Here is a 20,079-nt window from a genome sequence, read left to right as displayed (position 1 = left end):
CTCAGATGTCGAGGAAGCGGACGTCCTTGGCGTTGCGCTGGATGAACGCGCGGCGGGCTTCGACGTCCTCGCCCATGAGGACCGAGAACAGGTCGTCGGCCTGGGCGGCGTCGTCGAGGGTGACCTGGCCGAGAACCCGGTGCTCCTGGTCCATCGTCGTCACGCGCAGTTCCTCGGCGTTCATCTCGCCGAGACCCTTGAAGCGCTGGATCGAGTCCTCGCGGATGCGCTTGCCGCGCTGCCGGCCCATCTCGATCAGCGCGTCGCGCTCGCGGTCCGAGTAGGCGTACTCGATGTCGTCCCGGCCCCACTTGATCTTGTACAGCGGGGGGCGGGAGAGGTACACGTGCCCGGCCTCGACCAGCGGCCGCATGAAGCGGAACAGGAAGGTCAGCAGCAGGGTGCTGATGTGCTGACCGTCGACGTCGGCGTCCGCCATCAGGATGATCTTGTGATAGCGGAGCTTCTCGATGTCGAAGTCCTCGTGCACACCGGTGCCGAAGGCGGAGATCAGCGCCTGGATCTCCTGGTTCTGGAGGATCTTGTCGATCCTGGCCTTCTCGACGTTGAGGATCTTGCCGCGGATCGGGAGGATCGCCTGGTACTGCGGGTTGCGGCCGGACTTGGCCGAGCCGCCGGCGGAGTCACCCTCGACGATGAAGATCTCGCACTTGATGGGGTCGTTCGACTGGCAGTCGGAGAGCTTGCCGGGCAGGGACGCCGACTCCAGCAGGCCCTTGCGGCGGGTCAGGTCACGGGCCTTGCGGGCCGCCACGCGCGCGGTGGCCGCCTGGATGCCCTTGCGGACGATGTCCGCCGCCTCGACCGGGTTGCGGTCCAGCCAGTCGTTGAGGTGCTCGTAGACCGCCTTCTGGACGAAGGTCTTCGCCTCGGTGTTGCCCAGCTTGGTCTTGGTCTGGCCCTCGAACTGGGGCTCGCTCAGCTTGACCGAGATGATCGCGGTCAGACCCTCGCGGATGTCGTCACCCGTGAGGTTGTCGTCCTTCTCCCGCAGCAGCTTCTTGTCGCGCGCGTACTTGTTGATCAGGTTCGTCAGCGCCGCGCGGAAGCCCTCTTCGTGCGTACCGCCCTCGTGCGTGTGGATGATGTTCGCGAAGGAGTAGACGCCCTCGGTGTAGCCGCCGTTCCACTGCATCGCGACCTCGAGGGACAGGCTCCGGTCCTTGTCCTCGGCCTCCAGGTCGATGACGGTGGGGTGCACCGCCTCGCCCTTGCGGGAGTTGAGGTACTTCACGAAGTCGACGATGCCGCCCTCGTAGTGGTACGTGACCGTCTTGACCTCGGACTTCTCGTCCGCACCCGCCTCGTCCGCCCCGGCCGTCGCCTTCGCCGACTCGCGCTCGTCAGTGAGTTTGATCGTCAAACCCTTGTTGAGGAACGCCATCTCCTGGAAGCGCCGCGAGAGCGTCTCGAAGGAGTACTCGGTGGTCTCGAAGATGTCGCCGTCGGCCCAGAAGGTGACCGAGGTGCCGGTCTCCTCGGTGGCCTCGTGCTTGGCGAGCGGGGCGGTCGGGACGCCCATCTTGTAGTCCTGCGTCCAGCGGTGGCCGTCGGTCCTGACCTCGACGGAGACCTTGCTCGACAGGGCGTTCACGACCGAGACGCCGACGCCGTGCAGACCACCGGAGACCGCGTAGCCGCCGCCGCCGAACTTGCCGCCCGCGTGCAGCACGGTCAGCACGACCTCGACGGCCGGCTTGCCCTCGGAGGGGACGATGCCGACCGGGATGCCACGGCCGTTGTCGACGACGCGCACCCCGCCGTCGGCGAGGATCGTCACCTCGATCGTGTCCGCGTGGCCGGCCAGCGCCTCGTCGACGGAGTTGTCGACCACCTCGTACACGAGGTGGTGCAGGCCGCGCTCACCGGTGGAACCGATGTACATACCGGGTCGCTTGCGGACCGCGTCCAGACCCTCGAGGACGGTGATGGCGCTGGCGTCGTACGAGGCGGTGACCTCGCCGTTCGACGAGGTCACCGCGGCGTTGGCGCCGGCGTCGGTGGACGGGATGTTCTCGTTGGGGTTGCCGGAATCGGCCACGAAGCGCCCTTTCTGGCACAGCACGAGCCGGGCTCGTCGGCGGGTTGCCGGAGCGGCTGCGGCATGTTGCGTTGGTAAGCCTTGATCAGCGTTGCTCAGCTTTTCCCGGACGGTCCCCACGATTGGGGCGGGATTGGCTTCCAGTCTACCGGTAGCGCTGACAGTGATGGGGGTTTGCCGGTACCTGAGTCCTCATGTGCCGCCCTCAACCGGTCTCGGCCGGGTCCCCATATCTAGAAAGGGGCTCCAAGAGGCTCACAGAGGCACTCAGCGCTTCCGGGTGTCAACCCTTGGCTACCGGGGAGTCAGCTCCGGATTCGCACCCGCGTGCGGGCACCCGAATCGACGGCCGGGACGGTACGAGCGGACCGCCCCGCCCGCCGGATACGTGAATTACGTCACCCATAGGTGTCGCCGGGACCCGTGCTGCCCGGGGCGCGCAAGGGGCCGTAGCGACGCACGGGACCACCGGGGCCCTGCACCTTGATCTGCCGCACCCTGCCGTGCCCCAGATCCTCGTTGAGACGCGCGACCAGCGTCGGGGCGAGCAGGCGCAGGTTCGTCGCCCAGGCCGTGGAGTCGCAGCGCACCACCAGCACGCACTCGTCCTCGTCGTACCGCTCCGGCTCACAGTGCTTGGCCACGTCCTCGCCGACGATCTGCGGCCAGCGGCCCATCACCCCGCCGACGGCGGCCGGCGCCTCCCAGCCGCGCTCGGTCAGCAGCCGGTTGATCGCGGCGCCGAGCGCCATCGGGTCGCGGCCGTCCGCACGCGCACCCGAGCGCAGACCGCCGCCGCGCCGGGCCTGCTTCTTCTGCTGCGCGGCGGCCCCCCGCGCGCGTGCCTGCTCGCGCGCGGCCCTGAGCGCCACGCGCGCCAGGTCGACCCCCGAGGGCTCGGGCGTCCTCTTCGGCTCCTGCTCGGTCATACGCGCTCCACCGTCCCGTCGGACACGGTGTACCGCGCCCCCGTGAGCACGTGCGGTACGTCGTCGTCGACCGCGGCCGTCACCAGTACCTGCTCACCGGGCGCGACCAGCTCCGCCAGCCGCTCACGCCGGCGGGTGTCCAGCTCGGCGAAGACGTCGTCGAGGACCAGCACCGGCTCGTTGCCCTCGGCCCGCAGCAGGTCGTAGGAGGCCAGCCGCAACGCGAGCGCATAGGACCAGGACTCGCCGTGGGAGGCGTATCCCTTGGCGGGCAGCTGACCGAGTTTGAGCGTCACGTCGTCCCGATGAGGGCCCACGAGGGTGACGCCCCGCTCGACCTCCTGCTTGCGGGTGTCGGCGAGCGCGGCCATCAGCTGCTCGAAGAGGTGCTCGCGCGTGTGCGCCTCGCCCGGCGCCGACGACTTGTACTCCAGGGCGACCGGCCCGCCGCCGGGGGCCAGTTGCTCGTACGCCTTGTCGGCGAGCGGCTGGATCGCGGCCACCAGGTCGAGCCGCTGGGCGAGCAGCTCGGCGCCGACGCGCGCGAGGTGCTGGTCCCACACGTCGAGCGTGGACAGATCCATGGAACGACCGCCGTGGCGACGGGCCAGCGCGGCCGACTTCAGGAGGGTGTTGCGCTGCTTCAGCACCCGCTCGTAGTCGGAGCGCACACCGGCCATGCGCGGGGAGCGCGCGGTGATCAGCTCGTCCAGGAAGCGCCGCCGCTCGCCCGGGTCGCCCTTCACCAGGGCGAGATCCTCCGGCGCGAACAGCACGGTCCGTACGATCCCCAACACGTCACGTGGTCTGACCTGCGAGGACCGGTTGATGCGGGCGCGGTTGGCCTTGCCCGGGTTCAGCTCCAGCTCGACCAGTTGCTGCCGGTCGCCCTGGCGGACCTGCGCCCGGATGACCGCGCGGTCGGCGCCCATGCGCACCAGGGGCGCGTCGGAGGAGACGCGGTGGCTGCCGAGGGTGGCGAGGTAGCCGACTGCCTCGACGAGGTTCGTCTTGCCCTGCCCGTTGGGGCCGACGAAGGCCGTGACGCCCGGGTCGAGCGGGACTTCGACCCGGGCGTAGGAGCGGAAGTCGGCCAGCGACAGATGCGTGACGTGCATGGTCGTTTCGCCGACCTCCCCCAACGTTGTGGACCGCCGAGCGGCCCTGTGGATTACTTCTTCTCGACCGCGTGGCCGCCGAACTGGTTGCGCAGCGCCGCGATCATCTTCATCTGCGGCGAGTCGTCCTGACGGGAGGCGAACCGCGCGAACAGGGACGCGGTGATCGCCGGCAGCGGCACCGCGTTGTCGATGGCGGCCTCCACGGTCCAGCGGCCCTCGCCGGAGTCCTGTGCGTAACCGCGCAGCTTGTCCAGGTGCTCGTCCTCGTCGAGGGCGTTGACCGCCAGGTCCAGCAGCCAGGAACGGATGACCGTGCCCTCCTGCCAGGAGCGGAAGACCTCGCGGACGTCGGTGACCGAGTCGACCTTCTCCAGCAGCTCCCAGCCCTCGGCGTAGGCCTGCATCATGGCGTACTCGATGCCGTTGTGGACCATCTTCGCGAAGTGGCCGGCGCCGACCTTGCCGGCGTGCACCGAGCCGAAGTCGCCCTCGGGCTTGAGGGCGTCGAAGACCGGCTGCACCTTGGCGACGTTCTCCGCGTCGCCGCCGTACATCAGCGCGTAGCCGTTCTCCAGGCCCCAGACGCCGCCGGAGACGCCGCAGTCGACGAAGCCGATGCCCTTGGCCGCCAGTTCCTCGGCGTGCTTCTCGTCGTCGGTCCAGCGGGAGTTGCCGCCGTCCACGACGACGTCGCCCGGCTCCAGCAGCTCGGCGAGCTCGTCGATGGTCGACTGGGTGGGAGCACCGGCCGGGACCATCACCCAGACGACGCGCGGACCCTTGAGCTTGCCCACAAGCTCAGAGAGGCTGTGGACGTCGGCGAGGTCCGGGTTGCGGTCGTATCCGATGACGGTGTGGCCTGCGCGGCGAATCCGCTCGCGCATGTTGCCGCCCATCTTGCCGAGGCCGACGAGACCGAGCTCCATCAGTTGTTCCTTAGGTCGCTGTGTGGCGTGTGGGGCACCTTCGTACCCATGTCCGAGCCTAAACCCGGACCGTCACGCACACCTGTGGGCATACGCGCTCATACGTACGCCCAGCTTTCCGCTCTCACCTGCGGGTTTCCCCAGCACTCGACCGGTTGTCCACCGACCTGTGGACAACCCGTCGGGCCGCGGCACCGGCGTCAGCCGCTGAGGCGCACCGGCATGATCAGGTACTTGTAGGCCTCGTCCGCCTCGGCGTCCACCGCCGGCTTGCCGCTGAGCAGCGCGGGCTTGGTGGACGTCGTGAAGGACAGCTGGGCCACCGGGGAGTCGATGGCGCTCAGGCCGTCCAGCAGGAAGGTCGGGTTGAAGGCGATGGAGATGTCGTCGCCCTCGAGCTGGGCGTCGACCCTTTCCACAGCCTGTGCGTCGTCGCTGGACCCGGCCTCCAGGATGAGCACGCCCTGCTCGAAGCTGAGCCGCACCGGGGTGTTGCGCTCGGCGACCAGGGCGACGCGCTTGACGGCCTCCACGAAGGGGGCGGTCTCGATGACGGCGATGCTGTTGAACTCGGTCGGGAACAGCGTGCGGTACTTCGGGAGGTCGCCCTCCAGCAGACGCGTCGTCGTCCGCCGGCCGGCGCCCTCGAAACCGATCAGACCCTCGCCCGCGCCCGAGCCGGACAGCGCCAGCGTGACGCTGTCGCCGCTGGTCAGCGCCTTGGCGGTGTCGAGGAGCGTCTTGGCGGGCACCAGGGCGACCGCGGAGGCGTCCGGGTTCTCCGGCTTCCACAGGAACTCGCGGACCGCGAAGCGGTAGCGGTCGGTGGAGGCCAGCGTGACGGTGTCGCCCTCGATCTCGATGCGCACACCGGTCAGCACGGGCAGCGTGTCGTCGCGGCCCGCGGCGATGGCCACCTGGGCGGCCGCGGAGGCGAAGACCTCACCGGGGACCGTGCCCGTCGCGTTCGGCATCTGCGGCAGCGACGGGTACTCCTCCACCGGGAGCGTGTGGAGGGTGAAGCGGGAGGAGCCGCAGACCACCGTCGCCCGTACACCGTCTGTGGAGATCTCCACCGGACGGTTGGGGAGGGCGCGGCAGATGTCCGCGAGCAGGCGGCCGGAGACGAGGACCGTGCCCTCCTCCTCGACCTCGGCCTCCACCGACACCCGCGCGGAGACCTCGTAGTCGAAGCTGGAGAGGCTGAGGGCGCCGTCCTCGGCCTTCAGCAGGAGGCCGGCGAGGACAGGCGCCGGCGGACGGGCCGGGAGGCTGCGCGCCGCCCAGGCCACTGCCTCCGCGAGTACGTCGCGTTCCACCCGGATCTTCACTCTTGCCGCCTCCTGCTGTTGCCGGCGCTTCTCGCCCTGCCTGGCCTTCGTCGTCTGTCTCGGTGTCGTCGGCCCCTGTGAGGGGAAGGACCACCGGGGTCCAGTCTGACGCACCGCACTGACAGTAGGTGCCTCTCGGGGTCAAGTCGTGACGAGGGGCAGCCGGAGGCCGAGGGGCGAGTTGTGCACAGGACCCACTTCGAAACGGATTCCTGGCTCTCTCTAGTCGGGAGTAGTAGTAGGGCCTGTGGATACCGTGGATAACCGCGTCTTCGCAGCTCAGCGGCGAGATTTTGTCCACGGGCCCTGTGGGCGGAGGCGGTGGACAACCGGGGTCCTCTGTGGAGAACGGAAAGTTCTGCACATCCCGTGCACAGGCCGAGGCGACTTCTCCCCAGGTGCGTCCCCAGGTTTACCCGTCTTTCCCACAGCCCAACCCGGCAGCTTCGTGTGACGCCTTTCACTCGACACGGTGAGGAGGCGCGTCGGCTTGCCGAACAGTGGACAGGCATGTGGAGAAGCGGGCGATCGCTGGGGACAACCGGCTCGAGCCTGTGGGTTGCCGGTGGACAACTTCGTGCACAGGGTGTGGACCACCGTCTTGTCCACAGTCTGTGGAGATCCTTCGTCCACGAATCCACAACCGGCTGACCTGGTCTGATCGTCTTTCAACAGGGATACCTGTGGACACGATCTGGACAACTCCGCGGTCCCCAGGTTGTGGAGGGGAAAAAGTCGCCGAATCTGTGGAGAGCGGCCGTAACCCGGCAGGTAATCGAACACCGGGTGACCTACGGGCTGCTCCCCGGTCCCGCTCTCTGCGGCCGAGGGGGCGTGCCGCGGATCCGTTGATGGCGTCCGAAGGGTCCGCCGCGGGTTCGTCGGGGGCTCGTCGGGGGTTCGTCGGGGGCGCCGGGCGGGCTTCCGCTGCGGTGCCCCGCGCTGCGGTGCGCCGCGCTGCGGTGCGCCGCGCTACGGAGCGGTGCCCATGGGCTGCCGGGCGTGCCCACGCGCTGCGGGGCGGCGCCCGCGCGCCGCTCGGCGGTGCCCGGCGGGCCGGCCCGCGGGCAGCACCCCGACCTGCCGCCCGGCGACGCCCGTAGGACTTCCCCTCGACACGCGGAAGGGCGCCCCCGGGATCAGCTCCCTGAGGCGCCCTCGTCGGGTTCGTACGGCTCTGTCAGCCGGCCTTGATCCGGTTGGTCAGCTCGGTCACCTGGTTGTAGATGGAGCGCCGCTCGGCCATCAGATTGCGGATCTTGCGGTCCGCGTGCATCACCGTCGTGTGGTCGCGGCCGCCGAACAGCGCGCCGATCTTCGGCAGCGACAGGTCGGTCAGCTCGCGGCACAGGTACATGGCGATCTGCCGGGCCGTGACCAGGGCGCGGCCGCGCGAGGTGCCGCACAGGTCCTCGACCGTGAGGCCGAAGTAGTCGGCGGTCGCGCTCATGATGGCCGTGGAGGTGATCTCGGGCGCCGAGTCCTCGCCGCCGGGGATCAGGTCCTTCAGGACGATCTCCGTGAGCCCCAGGTCCACCGGCTGCCGGTTGAGCGAGGCGAACGCCGTCACCCGGATCAGCGCGCCCTCCAGCTCGCGGATGTTGCGCGAGATCCGGGAGGCGATGAACTCCAGCACCTCGGGCGGGGCGTTCAGCTGCTCCTGCACCGCCTTCTTCCGCAGGATCGCGATCCGCGTCTCCAGCTCCGGCGGCTGGACGTCGGTGATCAGACCCCACTCGAAACGGTTCCGCAGCCGGTCCTCCAGCGTCACCAGCTGCTTGGGCGGCCGGTCGCTGGACAGCACGATCTGCTTGTTGGCGTTGTGGAGCGTGTTGAAGGTGTGGAAGAACTCCTCCTGCGTCGACTCCTTGTCCGCCAGGAACTGGATGTCGTCGACGAGCAGGATGTCCATCTCGCGGTAGCGCTTGCGGAAGCTGTCGCCCTTGCCGTCGCGGATGGAGTTGATGAACTCGTTGGTGAACTCCTCCGAACTCACGTACCTCACGCGCGTGCCCGGGTAGAGGCTGCGCGCGTAGTGCCCGATCGCGTGCAGCAGGTGCGTCTTGCCGAGGCCCGACTCCCCGTAGATGAACAGGGGGTTGTACGCCTTCGCGGGCGCCTCGGCGACGGCGACCGCGGCCGCGTGCGCGAAGCGGTTGGACGCGCCGATGACGAACGTGTCGAACAGGTACTTCGGGTTCAGCCGCGCGGTCGGCTCACCGGGACCGCTCGCCGGCGCGGGCTGCGCGGCCAGCGGACCGGGCGCCCCGCCACCGGGCTGACCGGGGCCGACCGGGCCACCGCGGCGCGGGTGCCCCCCGCCCGACGGCTCGGGCAGCTCCCGCCGGCCCGGATCCCGCTGGTCGTACTCGGAGCGCTTCTGCTCGTACGGCGAGGGGTCGTAGGGCGGTCGGTCCATCGGCTGGGGGCGGTAGTCCTGCCCGGGCGAGCCGTAGGCGTCCTGGGACGGGGACCCGTAGGAGTCCGGCCCGGGACCGCCGTAGCCGTCCTGCGACGGTGACGCGTAGGGGTCGCGCTCGGGGAAGCCGAGGCGCTGCTGCTGCCAGCCGTACTCGTCCTGGGTGGGCCGCGGCCAGGCGCCGGGCTCGGGGCGCTGGTACTCCGACGGGTACGCCGGCCGGACGGTGGGCAGCTGGTCCTGACGGGAACCCTGGTCGCCAGAGGACGGGCGCTGCTCGGCGCGGTGACGGCCGTAGCCCTCGTACTGGCTCTCGTAGGGCTTGTCGTACTGGTTGTCGTACGGGCCGGAGGGGAGTTCCGGCTCCTCGTACCGCGGCTGCACGGGGGGCGCCGGCGGGGCCGGGGGCTCGCCCGCGGAGTCGTCGACGGTGATCGCGATGCGGATCGGCCGGCCGCACTCGCGGCTCAGGGTCTCGCTGACGATGGGGGCGAGACGGCCCTCCAGTACGCCCTTCGCGAACTCGTTGGGTACGGCGAGCAGGGCGGTGTCGGCGACCAGCGCCAGCGGCTGGCAGCGCCGGATCCAGTGCTCGTCCTTGGTCTCGACGCCCTGCCCGCGGCCCTCTCCGAGGAGATGCTCCAGTACGCGTGGCCACACTGCGGCAAGATCGGCAGGTACGTCAGCCACAGGGCACGCTCTCTCACAGGTCCCACGAACGTGTGACGGTGGGACGGGTCGGTTTCACATCGGGTCGGGCCAGAGACATGGCAACGAATCGGAGTTCAGCCACGGTAGTCAGCGCGGCGGGTACGGTTCAAGTTGTTGTCCCCAGGCTGTGGATAGTGTCTCCCGGTGACCGTTGGTTTGACCGGATGGCGTAGCCGCGCGTACCGTAACCAGGTCGAGTTGTCGATGGCTGCTGCCGCCTGCCTCCGATGGGCACAGATCGCGTCAGGTGATCGGGAAGCGGTGCACTCGGGCGTTAACGCGAGCTACTCGTGGGCGCACGGTGACAGCCAGGACGGCACCCCGCCACTACCGATTGATTTCTGGAGCCCCCGAGTGAGCAAGCGCACCTTCCAGCCGAACAACCGTCGTCGCGCGAAGACCCACGGCTTCCGGCTGCGTATGCGCACCCGTGCCGGCCGCGCGATTCTCGCGTCCCGCCGTAGCAAGGGTCGCGCCCGTCTGTCCGCCTGATCCCGGTCAGGTCATGCCGTCGTGCTGCCCACCGAGAACCGGCTGAGGCGGCGCGAGGACTTCGCGACCGCGGTACGACGAGGCCGTCGGGCCGGACGTCCGACTCTCGTCGTCCACCTTCGAAGCGGTGCCACGGACCCGCACTCGCCTGGGGAGAGCGCTCCCCCGACGCGTGCGGGTTTCGTCGTCAGCAAGGCCGTGGGCGGTGCGGTCGTGCGCAACACGGTGAAGCGCAGACTGCGCCATCTGATGCGCGATCGAGTCGCCCTGTTTCCCCCCGGTAGCCTGGTAGTCGTACGGGCGCTGCCCGGTGCGGGCGACGCCGATTACGCACAACTGGCTCAAGACCTTGATGCCGCCCTTCAACGGCTGCTGGGAGGGGGCGCTCGATGAAGTACCCGCTGCTGGCCCTGATCAAGCTCTACCAGTGGACGATCAGTCCACTGCTCGGGCCGGTGTGCAAGTACTACCCGTCGTGCTCCCACTACGGCTACACGGCCATCGACCGGCACGGCGCGATCAAGGGAACAGCCCTCACCGCCTGGCGCATCCTGCGGTGCAACCCGTGGTCGCTGGGGGGCGTGGACCATGTCCCGCCGCGCAAGCGCCCCCGGTGGCACGAGATGCTCCGCGACGCCTGGCGGGCACGCAAGGGCGGGCCCTCCGCCGCCGAAACGGCCACCGAGGAGAATCATCCTTCGAGCCCGGCCGCAGAGACCCCGTCCCATGCCCAAGGAGCATGATTAGTGGACACGATTGCAAGCCTCTTCAGTTTCATCACGACACCTGTCTCCTGGGTCATCGTCCAGTTCCACACGGTGTACGGCGCCCTCTTCGGCCCGGACACCGGATGGGCCTGGGGCCTGTCCATCGTGTCCCTGGTGATCGTGATCCGGATCTGCCTGATCCCGCTCTTCGTGAAGCAGATCAAGGCGACCCGGGCCATGCAGACGCTCCAGCCCGAGATGAAGAAGATCCAGGAGCGCTACAAGAACGACAAGCAGCGTCAGTCCGAAGAGATGATGAAGCTGTACAAGGAGACGGGTACCAACCCGCTGTCCTCGTGCCTTCCCATCCTGGCGCAGTCACCGTTCTTCTTCGCCCTGTACCACGTGCTCAACAGCATCGCCAACGGTGACACCATCGGTGTGATCAACCAGAGCCTGCTGGAGAGCGCGCAGAAGGCACACATCTTCGGCGCTCCGCTGGCCGCGAAGTTCACCGACAGCTCCTCGGACGTGGCCGCGCTCGACGCCTCGCTGACCAGCGTCCGCATCGTCACCGCGATCATGATCGTCCTGATGTCGGCCTCGCAGTTCTTCACGCAGCGCCAGCTGATGACGAAGAACGTCGACACCACGGTGAAGACGCCGTTCATGCAGCAGCAGAAGATGCTGATGTACGTCTTCCCCATCATGTTCGCCGTCTTCGGCATCAACTTCCCGGTCGGTGTCCTCGTCTACTGGCTGACCACCAACCTGTGGACCATGGGTCAGCAGATGTACGTCATCCACAACAACCCGACCCCGGGTTCCAAGGCCCAGGCCGCCTACCTGGAGCGCCTGCACAAGCGGGTCACGCACCACGGCAAGACGCGCGGACGCGGTGAGAAGGCCATCGTCAAGGCCATCGTGGCCAAGGGCCGCGACCGCAACGAGTACGAGCGCAAGTTCATCAACGGTCTGAGCAAGGCGGGGCTGGTGGCCCAGGCCGACGGCACCGTCGCCAAGGGCGAGGCCCAGGTCGTCACCCAGGCCGAGGACGGCGCGCCCACGAACGCCGCCGCCGCCAAGCGCCAGCAGCCCAGGCGCCAGACCAAGGCCCAGCGCCAGACCGGGGGTCCGAAGGCGGCCGGCGAGACCACCTCGCTGACCAAGTCCGACGAGCCGCAGGATGCCAAGCCCGTCGGCTCCGCCAAGGCGAAGCCCGCCGGCGGCGGTCGCAGCAAGGCCCAGTCCGGGCAGCGCAAGGGCGGCCCGCAGCGCCCCAAGTCCCCGTCCAAGAAGTAAGAAGGAGCCCATCCCGTGACGGAAGGCACCACCTCCGCCGCCGCCGAGGGTGCAGACACCCTGACCCGCCTGGAGCAGGAGGGCGAGATCGCGGCGGACTACCTCGAGGGTCTGCTGGACATCGCCGATCTCGACGGCGACATCGACATGGACGTCGAGGCCGACCGTGCCTCTGTGTCGATCATCAGCGACACGGGCAGCCGCGACCTGCAGAAGCTGGTCGGCCGGGACGGCGAGGTGCTGGAGGCGCTTCAGGAGCTGACGCGCCTGGCCGTGCACCGGGAGACCGGTGACCGCAGCCGGCTGATGCTGGACATCGCGGGCTACCGCGCCAAGAAGCGCACCGAGCTCTCCGAGCTGGGCGCCAAGGCCGCGGCCGACGCGAAGAACAGCGGCGAGCCGGTGAAGCTCAAGCCCATGACACCCTTCGAGCGCAAGGTCGTCCACGACGCGGTCAAGGCGGCCGGCCTGCGCAGCGAGTCCGAGGGTGAAGAGCCGCAGCGCTTCGTCGTCGTACTCCCCAACTGATTCGGTACGTACGTTCCTCCGGCCCCGTCTGTTGCGCAGGCGGGGCCGGTCTTTGTCAGCCTGGTAGTTCTGGTGGTCGGCGCCGAGCGCGCCGATGCGGTACGGAAGGACGGTCCCCGTGACGGAGGCAGCGGAGCTCCCCCCTGCGCCCGAGCAGGCACGCGAGGTATTCGGTGATCGCTTCGCGGATGCGGTCCGGTACGCCGAGCTCCTGGCCGAGGCCGGCGTGCAGCGTGGGCTCATCGGCCCCCGGGAGGTGCCCCGCCTCTGGGAGCGGCATCTGCTGAACTGCGCGGTGCTCTCCGAGGCGGTACCCGAGGACGTGACGGTGTGCGACGTCGGCTCCGGCGCCGGCCTGCCCGGGATCCCCCTGGCACTCGTCCGCGAGGACCTGAAGATCACGCTGCTGGAGCCGCTCCTGCGGCGCACCACCTTCCTCACCGAGGTCGTCGAGCTCCTCGGCCTCGACCATGTGACCGTCGTCCGCGGCCGCGCCGAGGAGGTCATGGGCAAGCTGCCGCCGGTCCATGTGGTGACCGCCCGGGCAGTGGCGCCGCTGGACCGCCTGGCCGCCTGGGGCATCCCACTGCTGCGCCCCTACGGCGAGATGCTCGCGCTGAAGGGCGACACCGCCGAAGAGGAGCTGAAGAGCGCGGCCACCGCACTGAGCAAGCTCGGCGCGGTCAGCACCTCGATCCTGCACGTCGGTGAGGGCATCGTCGATCCGCTCTCCACGGTCGTGCGGGTCGAGGTCGGGGAGAGCCCCGGCGGTGTGCGGTTCGCGGCCAAGCGGGCCAAGGCGGCCCGGACGGGGCGCACGCGTCGCCGTCGCTGATCCGGCCTGCAGACAGCCGTACTCCACACAAGCTGCCAAACCCACGCACGACGGAGTGTCGCGGCAGTTCGGTCGTGGGCGCTGTGCATCGTGTTTCACGTGAAACGTCGCTCATTGCTGCACGGCATCATCAGCCGGGGTCGGGCCGCGGCCGAACCCCGCGACCGCAAGCCTCTCGGCTCACTCGATAAGGGACCGGAGTTGTCCACAGAGGTGGATTTCTCCACAGAACACCAGGCCTCACTGGTTCATGACCCCGAAGACATGGGAGGCTCTGTTCATTGCGAGCCTGAAGTCGAGGAGAGTGAATCGTTGCGGTCCGACGCCAACATCGCGGGACCGATGACCGATCCGGTCCCCGGTCCCCGTACCGAGTCGATGGGGGAGGATGTTTCACGTGAAACACCGCCCCCGATGGACGACACTCCGATCGGTCGTGCTGCCCAACTGGCGGTGGAGGCACTGGGCCGCGCCGGCGAGGGCCTGCCACGGCCCGAGCAGACCCGCGTCATGGTGGTCGCCAACCAGAAGGGCGGCGTGGGCAAGACGACGACGACCGTCAACCTCGCCGCTTCCCTGGCTCTGCACGGTGCTCGTGTCCTGGTGATCGACCTCGATCCGCAGGGCAACGCGTCCACCGCCCTCGGAATCGATCATCACGCCGAGGTCCCGTCCATCTACGACGTGTTGGTCGAGAGTCGTCCGCTCTCCGAAGTCGTCCAGCCGGTTCCCGATGTCGAGGGCCTGTTCTGTGCTCCTGCCACGATCGATCTCGCCGGTGCGGAGATCGAGCTGGTGTCCCTGGTGGCGCGAGAGAGCCGACTGCAGCGAGCGATCCAGGCGTACGAACAGCCGCTGGACTACGTCCTCATCGACTGTCCGCCCTCGCTCGGCCTGCTGACGGTCAACGCGTTGGTGGCGGGCCAGGAGGTTCTGATCCCGATCCAGTGCGAGTACTACGCGCTGGAGGGCCTGGGCCAGCTGCTTCGCAACGTCGACCTGGTGCGGGGGCACCTCAACCCCACACTGCATGTGTCGACCATCCTGCTCACCATGTACGACGGCCGGACGCGTCTCGCGTCGCAGGTCGCGGAGGAGGTGCGCACCCACTTCGGCGACGAGGTGCTGCGGACGAGCATTCCCCGCTCGGTCCGTATCTCCGAGGCGCCGAGCTACGGGCAGACGGTGCTGACTTACGATCCTGGATCGAGTGGTGCCCTCTCCTATCTTGAGGCGGCCCGAGAGATCGCGCTGAAGGGCATCGGTGTCAGTTACGACGCTACGAACGCCCATATCGGCGCACAGAACAATCCGAGCATGGTGGAGGGGATTCAGTGAGTGAGCGACGGAGGGGGCTGGGGCGTGGTCTAGGTGCACTGATCCCTGCTGCCCCGACGGAGAAGACGCCGGCTTCGGCCGCAGTGGGTGGTGGGGCATCAGCGTCCCCCGCAGCGGTTCCGCTGCTGACGACCGACCGCGGAGTGGCGGCGGCGAAGGTGGCGACGCTGTCGCCTGTTTCACGTGAAACCGAGGAACCGTCGGCCAACAGCGCCGTAGAGACGCCCGCGCCTCCCCTGGGCGCTCACTTTGCTGAGATCCCCCTCGATGCCATCGTTCCCAACCCGCGCCAGCCGCGGGAGGTCTTCGACGAGGACGCGCTGCAGGAGCTGATCACCTCCATCAAGGAAGTCGGTCTCCTCCAGCCGGTCGTGGTACGGCAACTGGGTCCCGCGCGCTATGAGCTCATCATGGGTGAGCGGCGCTGGCGGGCCTGCCGTGAAGCGGGCCTGGAGGCGATCCCGGCGATCGTGCGGGCCACGGAGGACGAGAAGCTCCTCCTGGACGCCCTCCTGGAGAACCTCCACCGGGCTCAGCTGAACCCGCTGGAAGAGGCGGCCGCCTACGACCAGTTGCTGAAGGACTTCAACTGCACCCACGACCAGCTGGCGGACCGCATCGGCCGGTCTCGTCCCCAGGTCTCCAACACGCTGCGTCTGCTGAAGCTCTCGCCGGCGGTCCAGCGCCGGGTCGCGGCCGGGGTTCTCTCCGCAGGCCATGCCCGGGCCCTGCTCTCCGTCGAGGACTCGGAGGAGCAGGACCGGCTGGCCCACCGGATCGTGGCCGAAGGGCTCTCGGTGCGGGCCGTCGAGGAAATCGTGACCCTCATGGGCTCCCGGCCCCAGACCCCTCAGCGCTCCAAGGGGCCTCGTGCCGGCGGCCGGGTCTCTCCGGCCCTGTCCGAGCTCGCCACCCGTCTCTCCGACCGCTTCGAGACACGGGTGAAAGTCGACCTGGGGCAGAAGAAGGGCAAGATCACCGTCGAGTTCGCCTCGATGGACGACCTCGAGCGCATCCTCGACACGCTCGCTCCCGGAGAGGGACCCGTCCTTCAGAAGGGTGTCGTCGAAGGCGAGTCCGAGGCCACGGAAGACTGAGGCGCCCAGTCGGGCGTCCCGACCTGCCGACCGAAAGAGCGAGCCGTGTCCGGTGCTCACCGGACACGGCTCGCTCTTTGCTTTCATGCAGTACTGAGGGAATCGCATCGTGGATACGATGCGTTGGGGTAATGGCGCATCCACCGGGCAGCGACCTCTGAGGGGGAGGCGGGGGCCATGCGAACGATGAGCCGGACCGGACTGATGACTGCGGGACTGGGCCTGGGCGCGGTGGGAGGCTTCGTCGGCAGCCTGCTCAGGGAACGGAGTGCTCTGACAGCCGCTCGCGGTGCCGCGGGCGAAGGAAGCGAGGAACAGCCTTCATGGGGCGTCGGCTCGTACCGCTCACGTTGGACAACCTTCAGGACCTTCCCCAGCGCTGCCGCTCGTGCGTCTTCTGGGAGCTGGACCCCGTCAGCGGCGAAGCCGCGGTAAGGGCGGGCACGGCCGCCCTCGAGAAGGAAGCCTGGATCTCCGCCGTCCTGCTGGACTGGGGTTCCTGCGGCCGGGTCGTCTACGTCGACGACGTCCCCGTCGGGTTCGTGCTCTACGCCCCGCCCGCGTATGTGCCTCGCTCGACGGCGTTCCCCACGAGCCCGGTGTCTCCGGACGCGGTGCAGTTGATGACGGCGTTCATCATGCCGGGGTACCAGGGCCAAGGGCTCGGCCGGGTGATGGTGCAGACAGTCGCCAAGGATCTCCTGCGCCGGGGGTTCAAGGCGATCGAGGCATTCGGCGACGCCCGCTGGAAGGAGCCTTCCTGTCTGCTGCCGGCCGACCATCTGTTGGCAGTGGGGTTCAAGACGGTCCGACCCCACCCGGCCCACCCACGGCTGAGGCTGGAGCTGCGCACCACGCTCTCCTGGAAGGAAGACGTGGAGATGGCCCTCGACCGGCTCCTAGGGGCGGTACAGAAGGAGCCGGCGCTGCGACCGCTGTGAGCGGTACCCGGACAGTGGCGAGGGCGGCTATGGCTCCTGGCACAGTGAACGGGGAGAAGCGAAAGGGGCCGACCCTTATGGGCCGGCCCCTTCGTGTTTCACGTGAAACATCGGCCATCGCAGCGACGACCGCTCAGAACGTCACTCGGCGATGAAGTCCTCGAGGTCGCGGACGATCGCGGCCTTCGGCTTGGCACCGACGATGGTCTTGGCGACCTCGCCGTTCTGGTAGACGTTCAGGGTCGGGATGGACATGACGCCGTACTTGGCGGCCGTACCCGGGTTCTCGTCGATGTTGAGCTTGACGACCTCGATCTTGTCGCCGTACTCGTTGGCGATCGCCTCGAGGGACGGAGCGATCTGGCGGCACGGACCGCACCAGGCGGCCCAGAAGTCCACCAGGACGGGCTTGTCGCTCTTGAGGACGTCCTGCTCGAAGGAGTCGTCGGTCACGTTCTTGAGGTCGGCCACGGCGGGCTCCTTAACTGGTGTGCGGTGGGGCGGGAGAGGGTCAGACTGCGGTCTTCTCGGGCTCGGCCTGCTCCTCGTCCGCGAGGGCGGCGAGGAAGCGCTCGGCGTCGAGAGCGGCGGAGCAGCCGGTACCGGCCGCGGTGATCGCCTGGCGGTAGGTGTGGTCGACCACGTCACCGGCGGCGAAGACACCGGTCACGTTCGTCCGGGTGGAGGGCGCGGCGACCTTCAGGTAGCCCTCCTCGTCCAGGTCGAGCTGGCCCTTGAAGAGCTCGGTGCGCGGGTCGTGGCCGATCGCGATGAACAGGCCGGTCACCGGCAGGTCGGAGAGCTCACCGGTCTTGAGGTTGCGCAGCTTCAGTCCCGACAGCTTCTGCTCGCCCTGGATCTCGGCGACCTCGCTGTCCCAGATGAACTTGATCTTCGGGTCGGCGAAGGCACGCTCCTGCATCGCCTTGGACGCGCGCAGGGTGTCCCGGCGGTGGACGACCGTCACGGACCTGGCGAAGCGCGAGAGGAAGGTGGCCTCCTCCATCGCGGTGTCACCGCCGCCGATCACGGCGATGTCCTGGTCCCTGAAGAAGAAGCCGTCGCAGGTGGCGCACCACGAGACACCACGGCCGGAGAGGGCGTCCTCATTGGGCAGGCCGAGCTTGCGGTGCTGCGAGCCGGTGGTGACGATGACGGCCTTGGCCTGGTGAACCGTACCGGCGGTGTCCGTGACGGTCTTGATCTCACCGGAGAGATCGACGGAGACGATGTCGTCGGGCACCAGCTCGGCGCCGAATCGCTCGGCTTGGGCGCGCATGTTGTCCATGAGCTCGGGGCCCATGATGCCGTCCCGGAAGCCGGGGAAGTTCTCCACCTCGGTGGTGTTCATCAGGGCGCCGCCCGCGGTGACGGCCCCTTCGAACACCAGCGGCTTCAGCGACGCTCGTGCGGTGTACAGCGCCGCCGTGTAGCCGGCGGGCCCGGAGCCGATGATGATCACGTTACGGACGTCGCTCACGGCTGGATTCCTCGTCTCTGGTCTGCGTCGTTCGACCGGTGGGAGCTTCTCTGAACTCTCACCCCACCCAACGGATCCTAAGGGGCGCGCATTCCCGGTGTGTCCGGGCACACGCAGGGGGCGACACCGTACGGGATACCACGCAGGGCGGAGACGAAGCCTGGTCTGTCAACGGCGGGTGTAGGTGTCCTTGAGAAGGACTTCGGCGGTGCCGGCCGAGGGGTGCTCCACACAGGTCGCGTCCATGAGGTAGGCGGTGACCTTGGTGCTGTCGGAAGCGTCAGGCAGAAGGACGAGAAGAGCGTCCTTCCCCTGGTAGGTGCCCGACTCGGTGGCGAGGGCAGCGTCGCTCGGGCCGATGCCCTTCTGGACACACAGGGGGACCGTGGGCCGCTGGAAGACCATGGGGCCCTTGCTCTCGGGATTGCCCTGGGCTCCCACTGAGTCCGGGCTCCGCGAGCTCTGGGCCTTGGCGAGGAGATCCGAGACCTGCTCTTCCAGAGTGCTCTCGGCGAAGGTGTCGGCGGCAGTGGACGTCGGCCGTTGTGCAGAGGTGCCGGATCCCCCGTCATCCGTCAGGGACGACACCAGGACCGAGCCGAGCCCCAGGGCGGCGACAGTGAAGACGGCGCCGAGGGCAGCGACCTTGCGGTGCCCGCTCCGCTGGCGTTCCTTGCGGCCCGGACCGGTGGTGGAGCTGCGGGCCTGCCCTGTGGGGCGGGACGCTCCGCTCGATGTTTCACGTGAAACATGCCTTGTGGCGTCGGTATCGGCGGTGTCCTCGGAGTCGGACTGCGCCGTGGAGACCGGAAGGTCCTCCGTGGAGACCGGGAGGTCGTCCTCGGAGGTGCCCGCGGTCTCCGTGGCCGTCGCGTTCAGCAGGGCCTCCGCGGCGAGCGCGGCGTCGATGCGGTGGGCGACGTCGTCCGGCATCCGCGGCGGTCCGGGCAGCGTGCCCAGGAGACCCCGGATCTCCTCCAGCGACGCGTGGACGTCCGCACAGAGGTCGCACGTGTCGAGATGCCTCCGGACGTCGGCGCTGCGGGAGGGCGGCAGCAGGCCCTCGGTGAGGTCGGAGATCTCCGCGACGTCCGGGTGTCCGGTCGTGTCCGTCGTCGATGTCACGCTCGCCCACCTCCGCCCTTCACAGCAGCTGAATCGCCCGTCCCGGCGCCGTCCGGACCCTCGTCACGAGGTCCCGCTGCGGGTGGGACGGATGTCCCCTGCGCCCGGTTCCGTCCCACCGTGCTTTCTCTCTTCTCGCCGGTGTTCTCCGGTCGGAGATGGCTGAGCAGCGGCAGCAGCTTGGCTCTGCCCCGGGCACAGCGGCTCTTCACCGTCCCGGTCGGCACGTCGAGCATGCGGGCGGCCTCGGCGACCGGATAGCCCTGCATGTCGACGAGGACGAGCGCGGCGCGCTGGTCGGGCGGGAGCGTGCCGAGCGCCTCCAGCAGCTGGCGGTGCAGATCGTTGCGCTCCGCGGGGGCCGAGGCCGACTCGTGCGGCTCCAGCAGCTGCTCCAGGCGCTCGGTGTCGTCGACCGGTGAGGTCTTGCGGGAGGCCACCTTGCGGGCACGGTCGAGGCAGGCGTTCACCGTGATGCGGTGCAGCCAGGTCGTGACGGCGGACTGGCCGCGGAAGGTGTGGGCGGCCCGATAGGCGGACGCCAGGGCGTCCTGTACGGCGTCAGCGGCCTCCTCGCGGTCTCCCAGGGTCCGCAGCGCCACCGCCCACAGCCGGTCCCGGTGGCGCCGTACGAGCTCCCCGAAGGCGTCCGGGTCGCCCTCCAGGTGGCGGGCGAGGAGGTCCTGATCGCTTACGTCGCCGTATGCGCTGCCCTCTGCCATCGGACCCCCTCCC

The 20,079-nt window shown here is 68.9% G+C and carries 19 protein-coding genes; 9 read left to right on the top strand and 10 right to left on the bottom strand.

The window, feature by feature from the left end:
- Position 1: 1 nt before the first annotated feature.
- The 6 genes from gyrB to dnaA form a co-directional block, all read right to left on the bottom strand.
- Positions 2–2,062, bottom strand: coding sequence for a DNA topoisomerase (ATP-hydrolyzing) subunit B (gene gyrB, locus ACF1A1_RS05660; RefSeq protein ID WP_391645771.1), 2,061 nt, complete (start codon positions 2,060–2,062; stop codon positions 2–4).
- Positions 2,063–2,460: 398 nt separating this feature from the next.
- A complete protein-coding gene (locus tag ACF1A1_RS05655; RefSeq protein WP_391645769.1) occupies positions 2,461–2,991 on the bottom strand; it encodes a DUF721 domain-containing protein in 531 nt (176 codons plus the stop codon).
- A complete protein-coding gene (recF, locus tag ACF1A1_RS05650; RefSeq protein ID WP_391645767.1) occupies positions 2,988–4,109 on the bottom strand; it encodes a DNA replication/repair protein RecF in 1,122 nt (373 codons plus the stop codon). The genes ACF1A1_RS05655 and recF overlap by 4 nt, the downstream gene beginning before the upstream one ends.
- Before the next feature lie 53 nt (positions 4,110–4,162).
- On the bottom strand, positions 4,163–5,038 hold the full coding sequence (gnd, locus tag ACF1A1_RS05645; RefSeq protein WP_391645765.1) for a phosphogluconate dehydrogenase (NAD(+)-dependent, decarboxylating): 876 nt from the start codon (positions 5,036–5,038) through the stop codon (positions 4,163–4,165).
- Between the two features lie 200 nt (positions 5,039–5,238).
- Complete coding sequence (gene dnaN / locus ACF1A1_RS05640) at positions 5,239–6,369, bottom strand: DNA polymerase III subunit beta (RefSeq protein ID WP_391645763.1); 1,131 nt, start codon at positions 6,367–6,369, stop codon at positions 5,239–5,241.
- A gap of 1,180 nt (positions 6,370–7,549) precedes the next feature.
- Positions 7,550–9,478, bottom strand: coding sequence for a chromosomal replication initiator protein DnaA (dnaA, locus tag ACF1A1_RS05635; RefSeq protein WP_391645761.1), 1,929 nt, complete (start codon positions 9,476–9,478; stop codon positions 7,550–7,552).
- Positions 9,479–9,853: 375 nt separating this feature from the next.
- Here dnaA and rpmH point away from each other — a divergent pair, with 375 nt between their 5' ends.
- The 9 genes from rpmH to ACF1A1_RS05590 all read left to right on the top strand — a co-directional run bounded on the left by rpmH (position 9,854) and on the right by ACF1A1_RS05590 (position 16,739).
- The gene (gene rpmH, locus ACF1A1_RS05630) at positions 9,854–9,991 is read left to right on the top strand and encodes a 50S ribosomal protein L34 (RefSeq protein WP_003956500.1); all 138 of its coding nucleotides are present in this window, start codon (positions 9,854–9,856) and stop codon (positions 9,989–9,991) included.
- Between the two features lie 21 nt (positions 9,992–10,012).
- Positions 10,013–10,384: a ribonuclease P protein component gene (gene rnpA, locus ACF1A1_RS05625; protein ID WP_391645759.1), complete on the top strand. Its 372-nt coding sequence runs from the start codon at positions 10,013–10,015 to the stop codon at positions 10,382–10,384.
- Positions 10,381–10,734 (top strand): membrane protein insertion efficiency factor YidD, encoded by a 354-nt coding sequence (gene yidD / locus ACF1A1_RS05620; RefSeq protein WP_391645757.1) that lies wholly within the window; start codon positions 10,381–10,383, stop codon positions 10,732–10,734. The genes rnpA and yidD overlap by 4 nt, the downstream gene beginning before the upstream one ends.
- 3 nt (positions 10,735–10,737) lie before the next feature.
- The gene (gene yidC / locus ACF1A1_RS05615; RefSeq protein WP_391645755.1) at positions 10,738–12,000 is read left to right on the top strand and encodes a membrane protein insertase YidC; all 1,263 of its coding nucleotides are present in this window, start codon (positions 10,738–10,740) and stop codon (positions 11,998–12,000) included.
- Positions 12,001–12,015: 15 nt separating this feature from the next.
- Positions 12,016–12,528, top strand: a complete 513-nt coding sequence (locus ACF1A1_RS05610) for a R3H domain-containing nucleic acid-binding protein (RefSeq protein WP_264932761.1) — start codon at positions 12,016–12,018, stop codon at positions 12,526–12,528.
- A gap of 118 nt (positions 12,529–12,646) precedes the next feature.
- On the top strand, positions 12,647–13,363 hold the full coding sequence (gene rsmG, locus ACF1A1_RS05605; RefSeq protein WP_391645753.1) for a 16S rRNA (guanine(527)-N(7))-methyltransferase RsmG: 717 nt from the start codon (positions 12,647–12,649) through the stop codon (positions 13,361–13,363).
- Positions 13,364–13,627: 264 nt separating this feature from the next.
- A complete protein-coding gene (locus ACF1A1_RS05600; RefSeq protein WP_391646385.1) occupies positions 13,628–14,701 on the top strand; it encodes a ParA family protein in 1,074 nt (357 codons plus the stop codon).
- On the top strand, positions 14,698–15,798 hold the full coding sequence (locus ACF1A1_RS05595; RefSeq protein WP_391645751.1) for a ParB/RepB/Spo0J family partition protein: 1,101 nt from the start codon (positions 14,698–14,700) through the stop codon (positions 15,796–15,798). Before ACF1A1_RS05600 ends, ACF1A1_RS05595 begins: the two co-directional genes overlap by 4 nt.
- A gap of 323 nt (positions 15,799–16,121) precedes the next feature.
- Complete coding sequence (locus ACF1A1_RS05590) at positions 16,122–16,739, top strand: GNAT family N-acetyltransferase (RefSeq protein ID WP_391645749.1); 618 nt, start codon at positions 16,122–16,124, stop codon at positions 16,737–16,739.
- A gap of 141 nt (positions 16,740–16,880) precedes the next feature.
- On the opposite strand, the gene trxA is transcribed toward ACF1A1_RS05590, so the two are convergent.
- The 4 genes from trxA to sigM form a co-directional block, all read right to left on the bottom strand.
- The gene (gene trxA / locus ACF1A1_RS05585; RefSeq protein ID WP_189931557.1) at positions 16,881–17,210 is read right to left on the bottom strand and encodes a thioredoxin; all 330 of its coding nucleotides are present in this window, start codon (positions 17,208–17,210) and stop codon (positions 16,881–16,883) included.
- 40 nt (positions 17,211–17,250) lie between these two features.
- Complete coding sequence (gene trxB, locus ACF1A1_RS05580) at positions 17,251–18,219, bottom strand: thioredoxin-disulfide reductase (protein ID WP_391645747.1); 969 nt, start codon at positions 18,217–18,219, stop codon at positions 17,251–17,253.
- Between the two features lie 168 nt (positions 18,220–18,387).
- A complete protein-coding gene (locus ACF1A1_RS05575; protein WP_391645745.1) occupies positions 18,388–19,344 on the bottom strand; it encodes an anti-sigma factor family protein in 957 nt (318 codons plus the stop codon).
- The gene (gene sigM / locus ACF1A1_RS05570; RefSeq protein ID WP_391645743.1) at positions 19,341–20,066 is read right to left on the bottom strand and encodes an RNA polymerase sigma factor SigM; all 726 of its coding nucleotides are present in this window, start codon (positions 20,064–20,066) and stop codon (positions 19,341–19,343) included. Before sigM ends, ACF1A1_RS05575 begins: the two co-directional genes overlap by 4 nt.
- Positions 20,067–20,079 lie beyond the last annotated feature (13 nt).

Source organism: Streptomyces sp. NPDC014995 (assembly GCF_043080745.1).
Lineage (GTDB): Bacteria > Actinomycetota > Actinomycetes > Streptomycetales > Streptomycetaceae > Streptomyces.
Note: the sequence above shows the minus strand (reverse complement) of the source record. Positions and strands in the feature narration are given on the sequence as shown.

What these genes read in the sequence shown, in the direction of transcription:
- ACF1A1_RS05655 (WP_391645769.1), bottom strand. Translation starts at nt 2,991, where the DNA reads ATGACCGAGCAGGAGCCGAAGAGGACGCCCGAGCCCTCGGGGGTCGAC.
- recF (WP_391645767.1), bottom strand. Translation starts at nt 4,109, where the DNA reads ATGCACGTCACGCATCTGTCGCTGGCCGACTTCCGCTCCTACGCCCGG.
- gnd (WP_391645765.1), bottom strand. Translation starts at nt 5,038, where the DNA reads ATGGAGCTCGGTCTCGTCGGCCTCGGCAAGATGGGCGGCAACATGCGC.
- yidD (WP_391645757.1), top strand. Translation starts at nt 10,381, where the DNA reads ATGAAGTACCCGCTGCTGGCCCTGATCAAGCTCTACCAGTGGACGATC.
- ACF1A1_RS05600 (WP_391646385.1), top strand. Translation starts at nt 13,628, where the DNA reads ATGGGAGGCTCTGTTCATTGCGAGCCTGAAGTCGAGGAGAGTGAATCG.
- ACF1A1_RS05590 (WP_391645749.1), top strand. Translation starts at nt 16,122, where the DNA reads ATGGGGCGTCGGCTCGTACCGCTCACGTTGGACAACCTTCAGGACCTT.
- sigM (WP_391645743.1), bottom strand. Translation starts at nt 20,066, where the DNA reads ATGGCAGAGGGCAGCGCATACGGCGACGTAAGCGATCAGGACCTCCTC.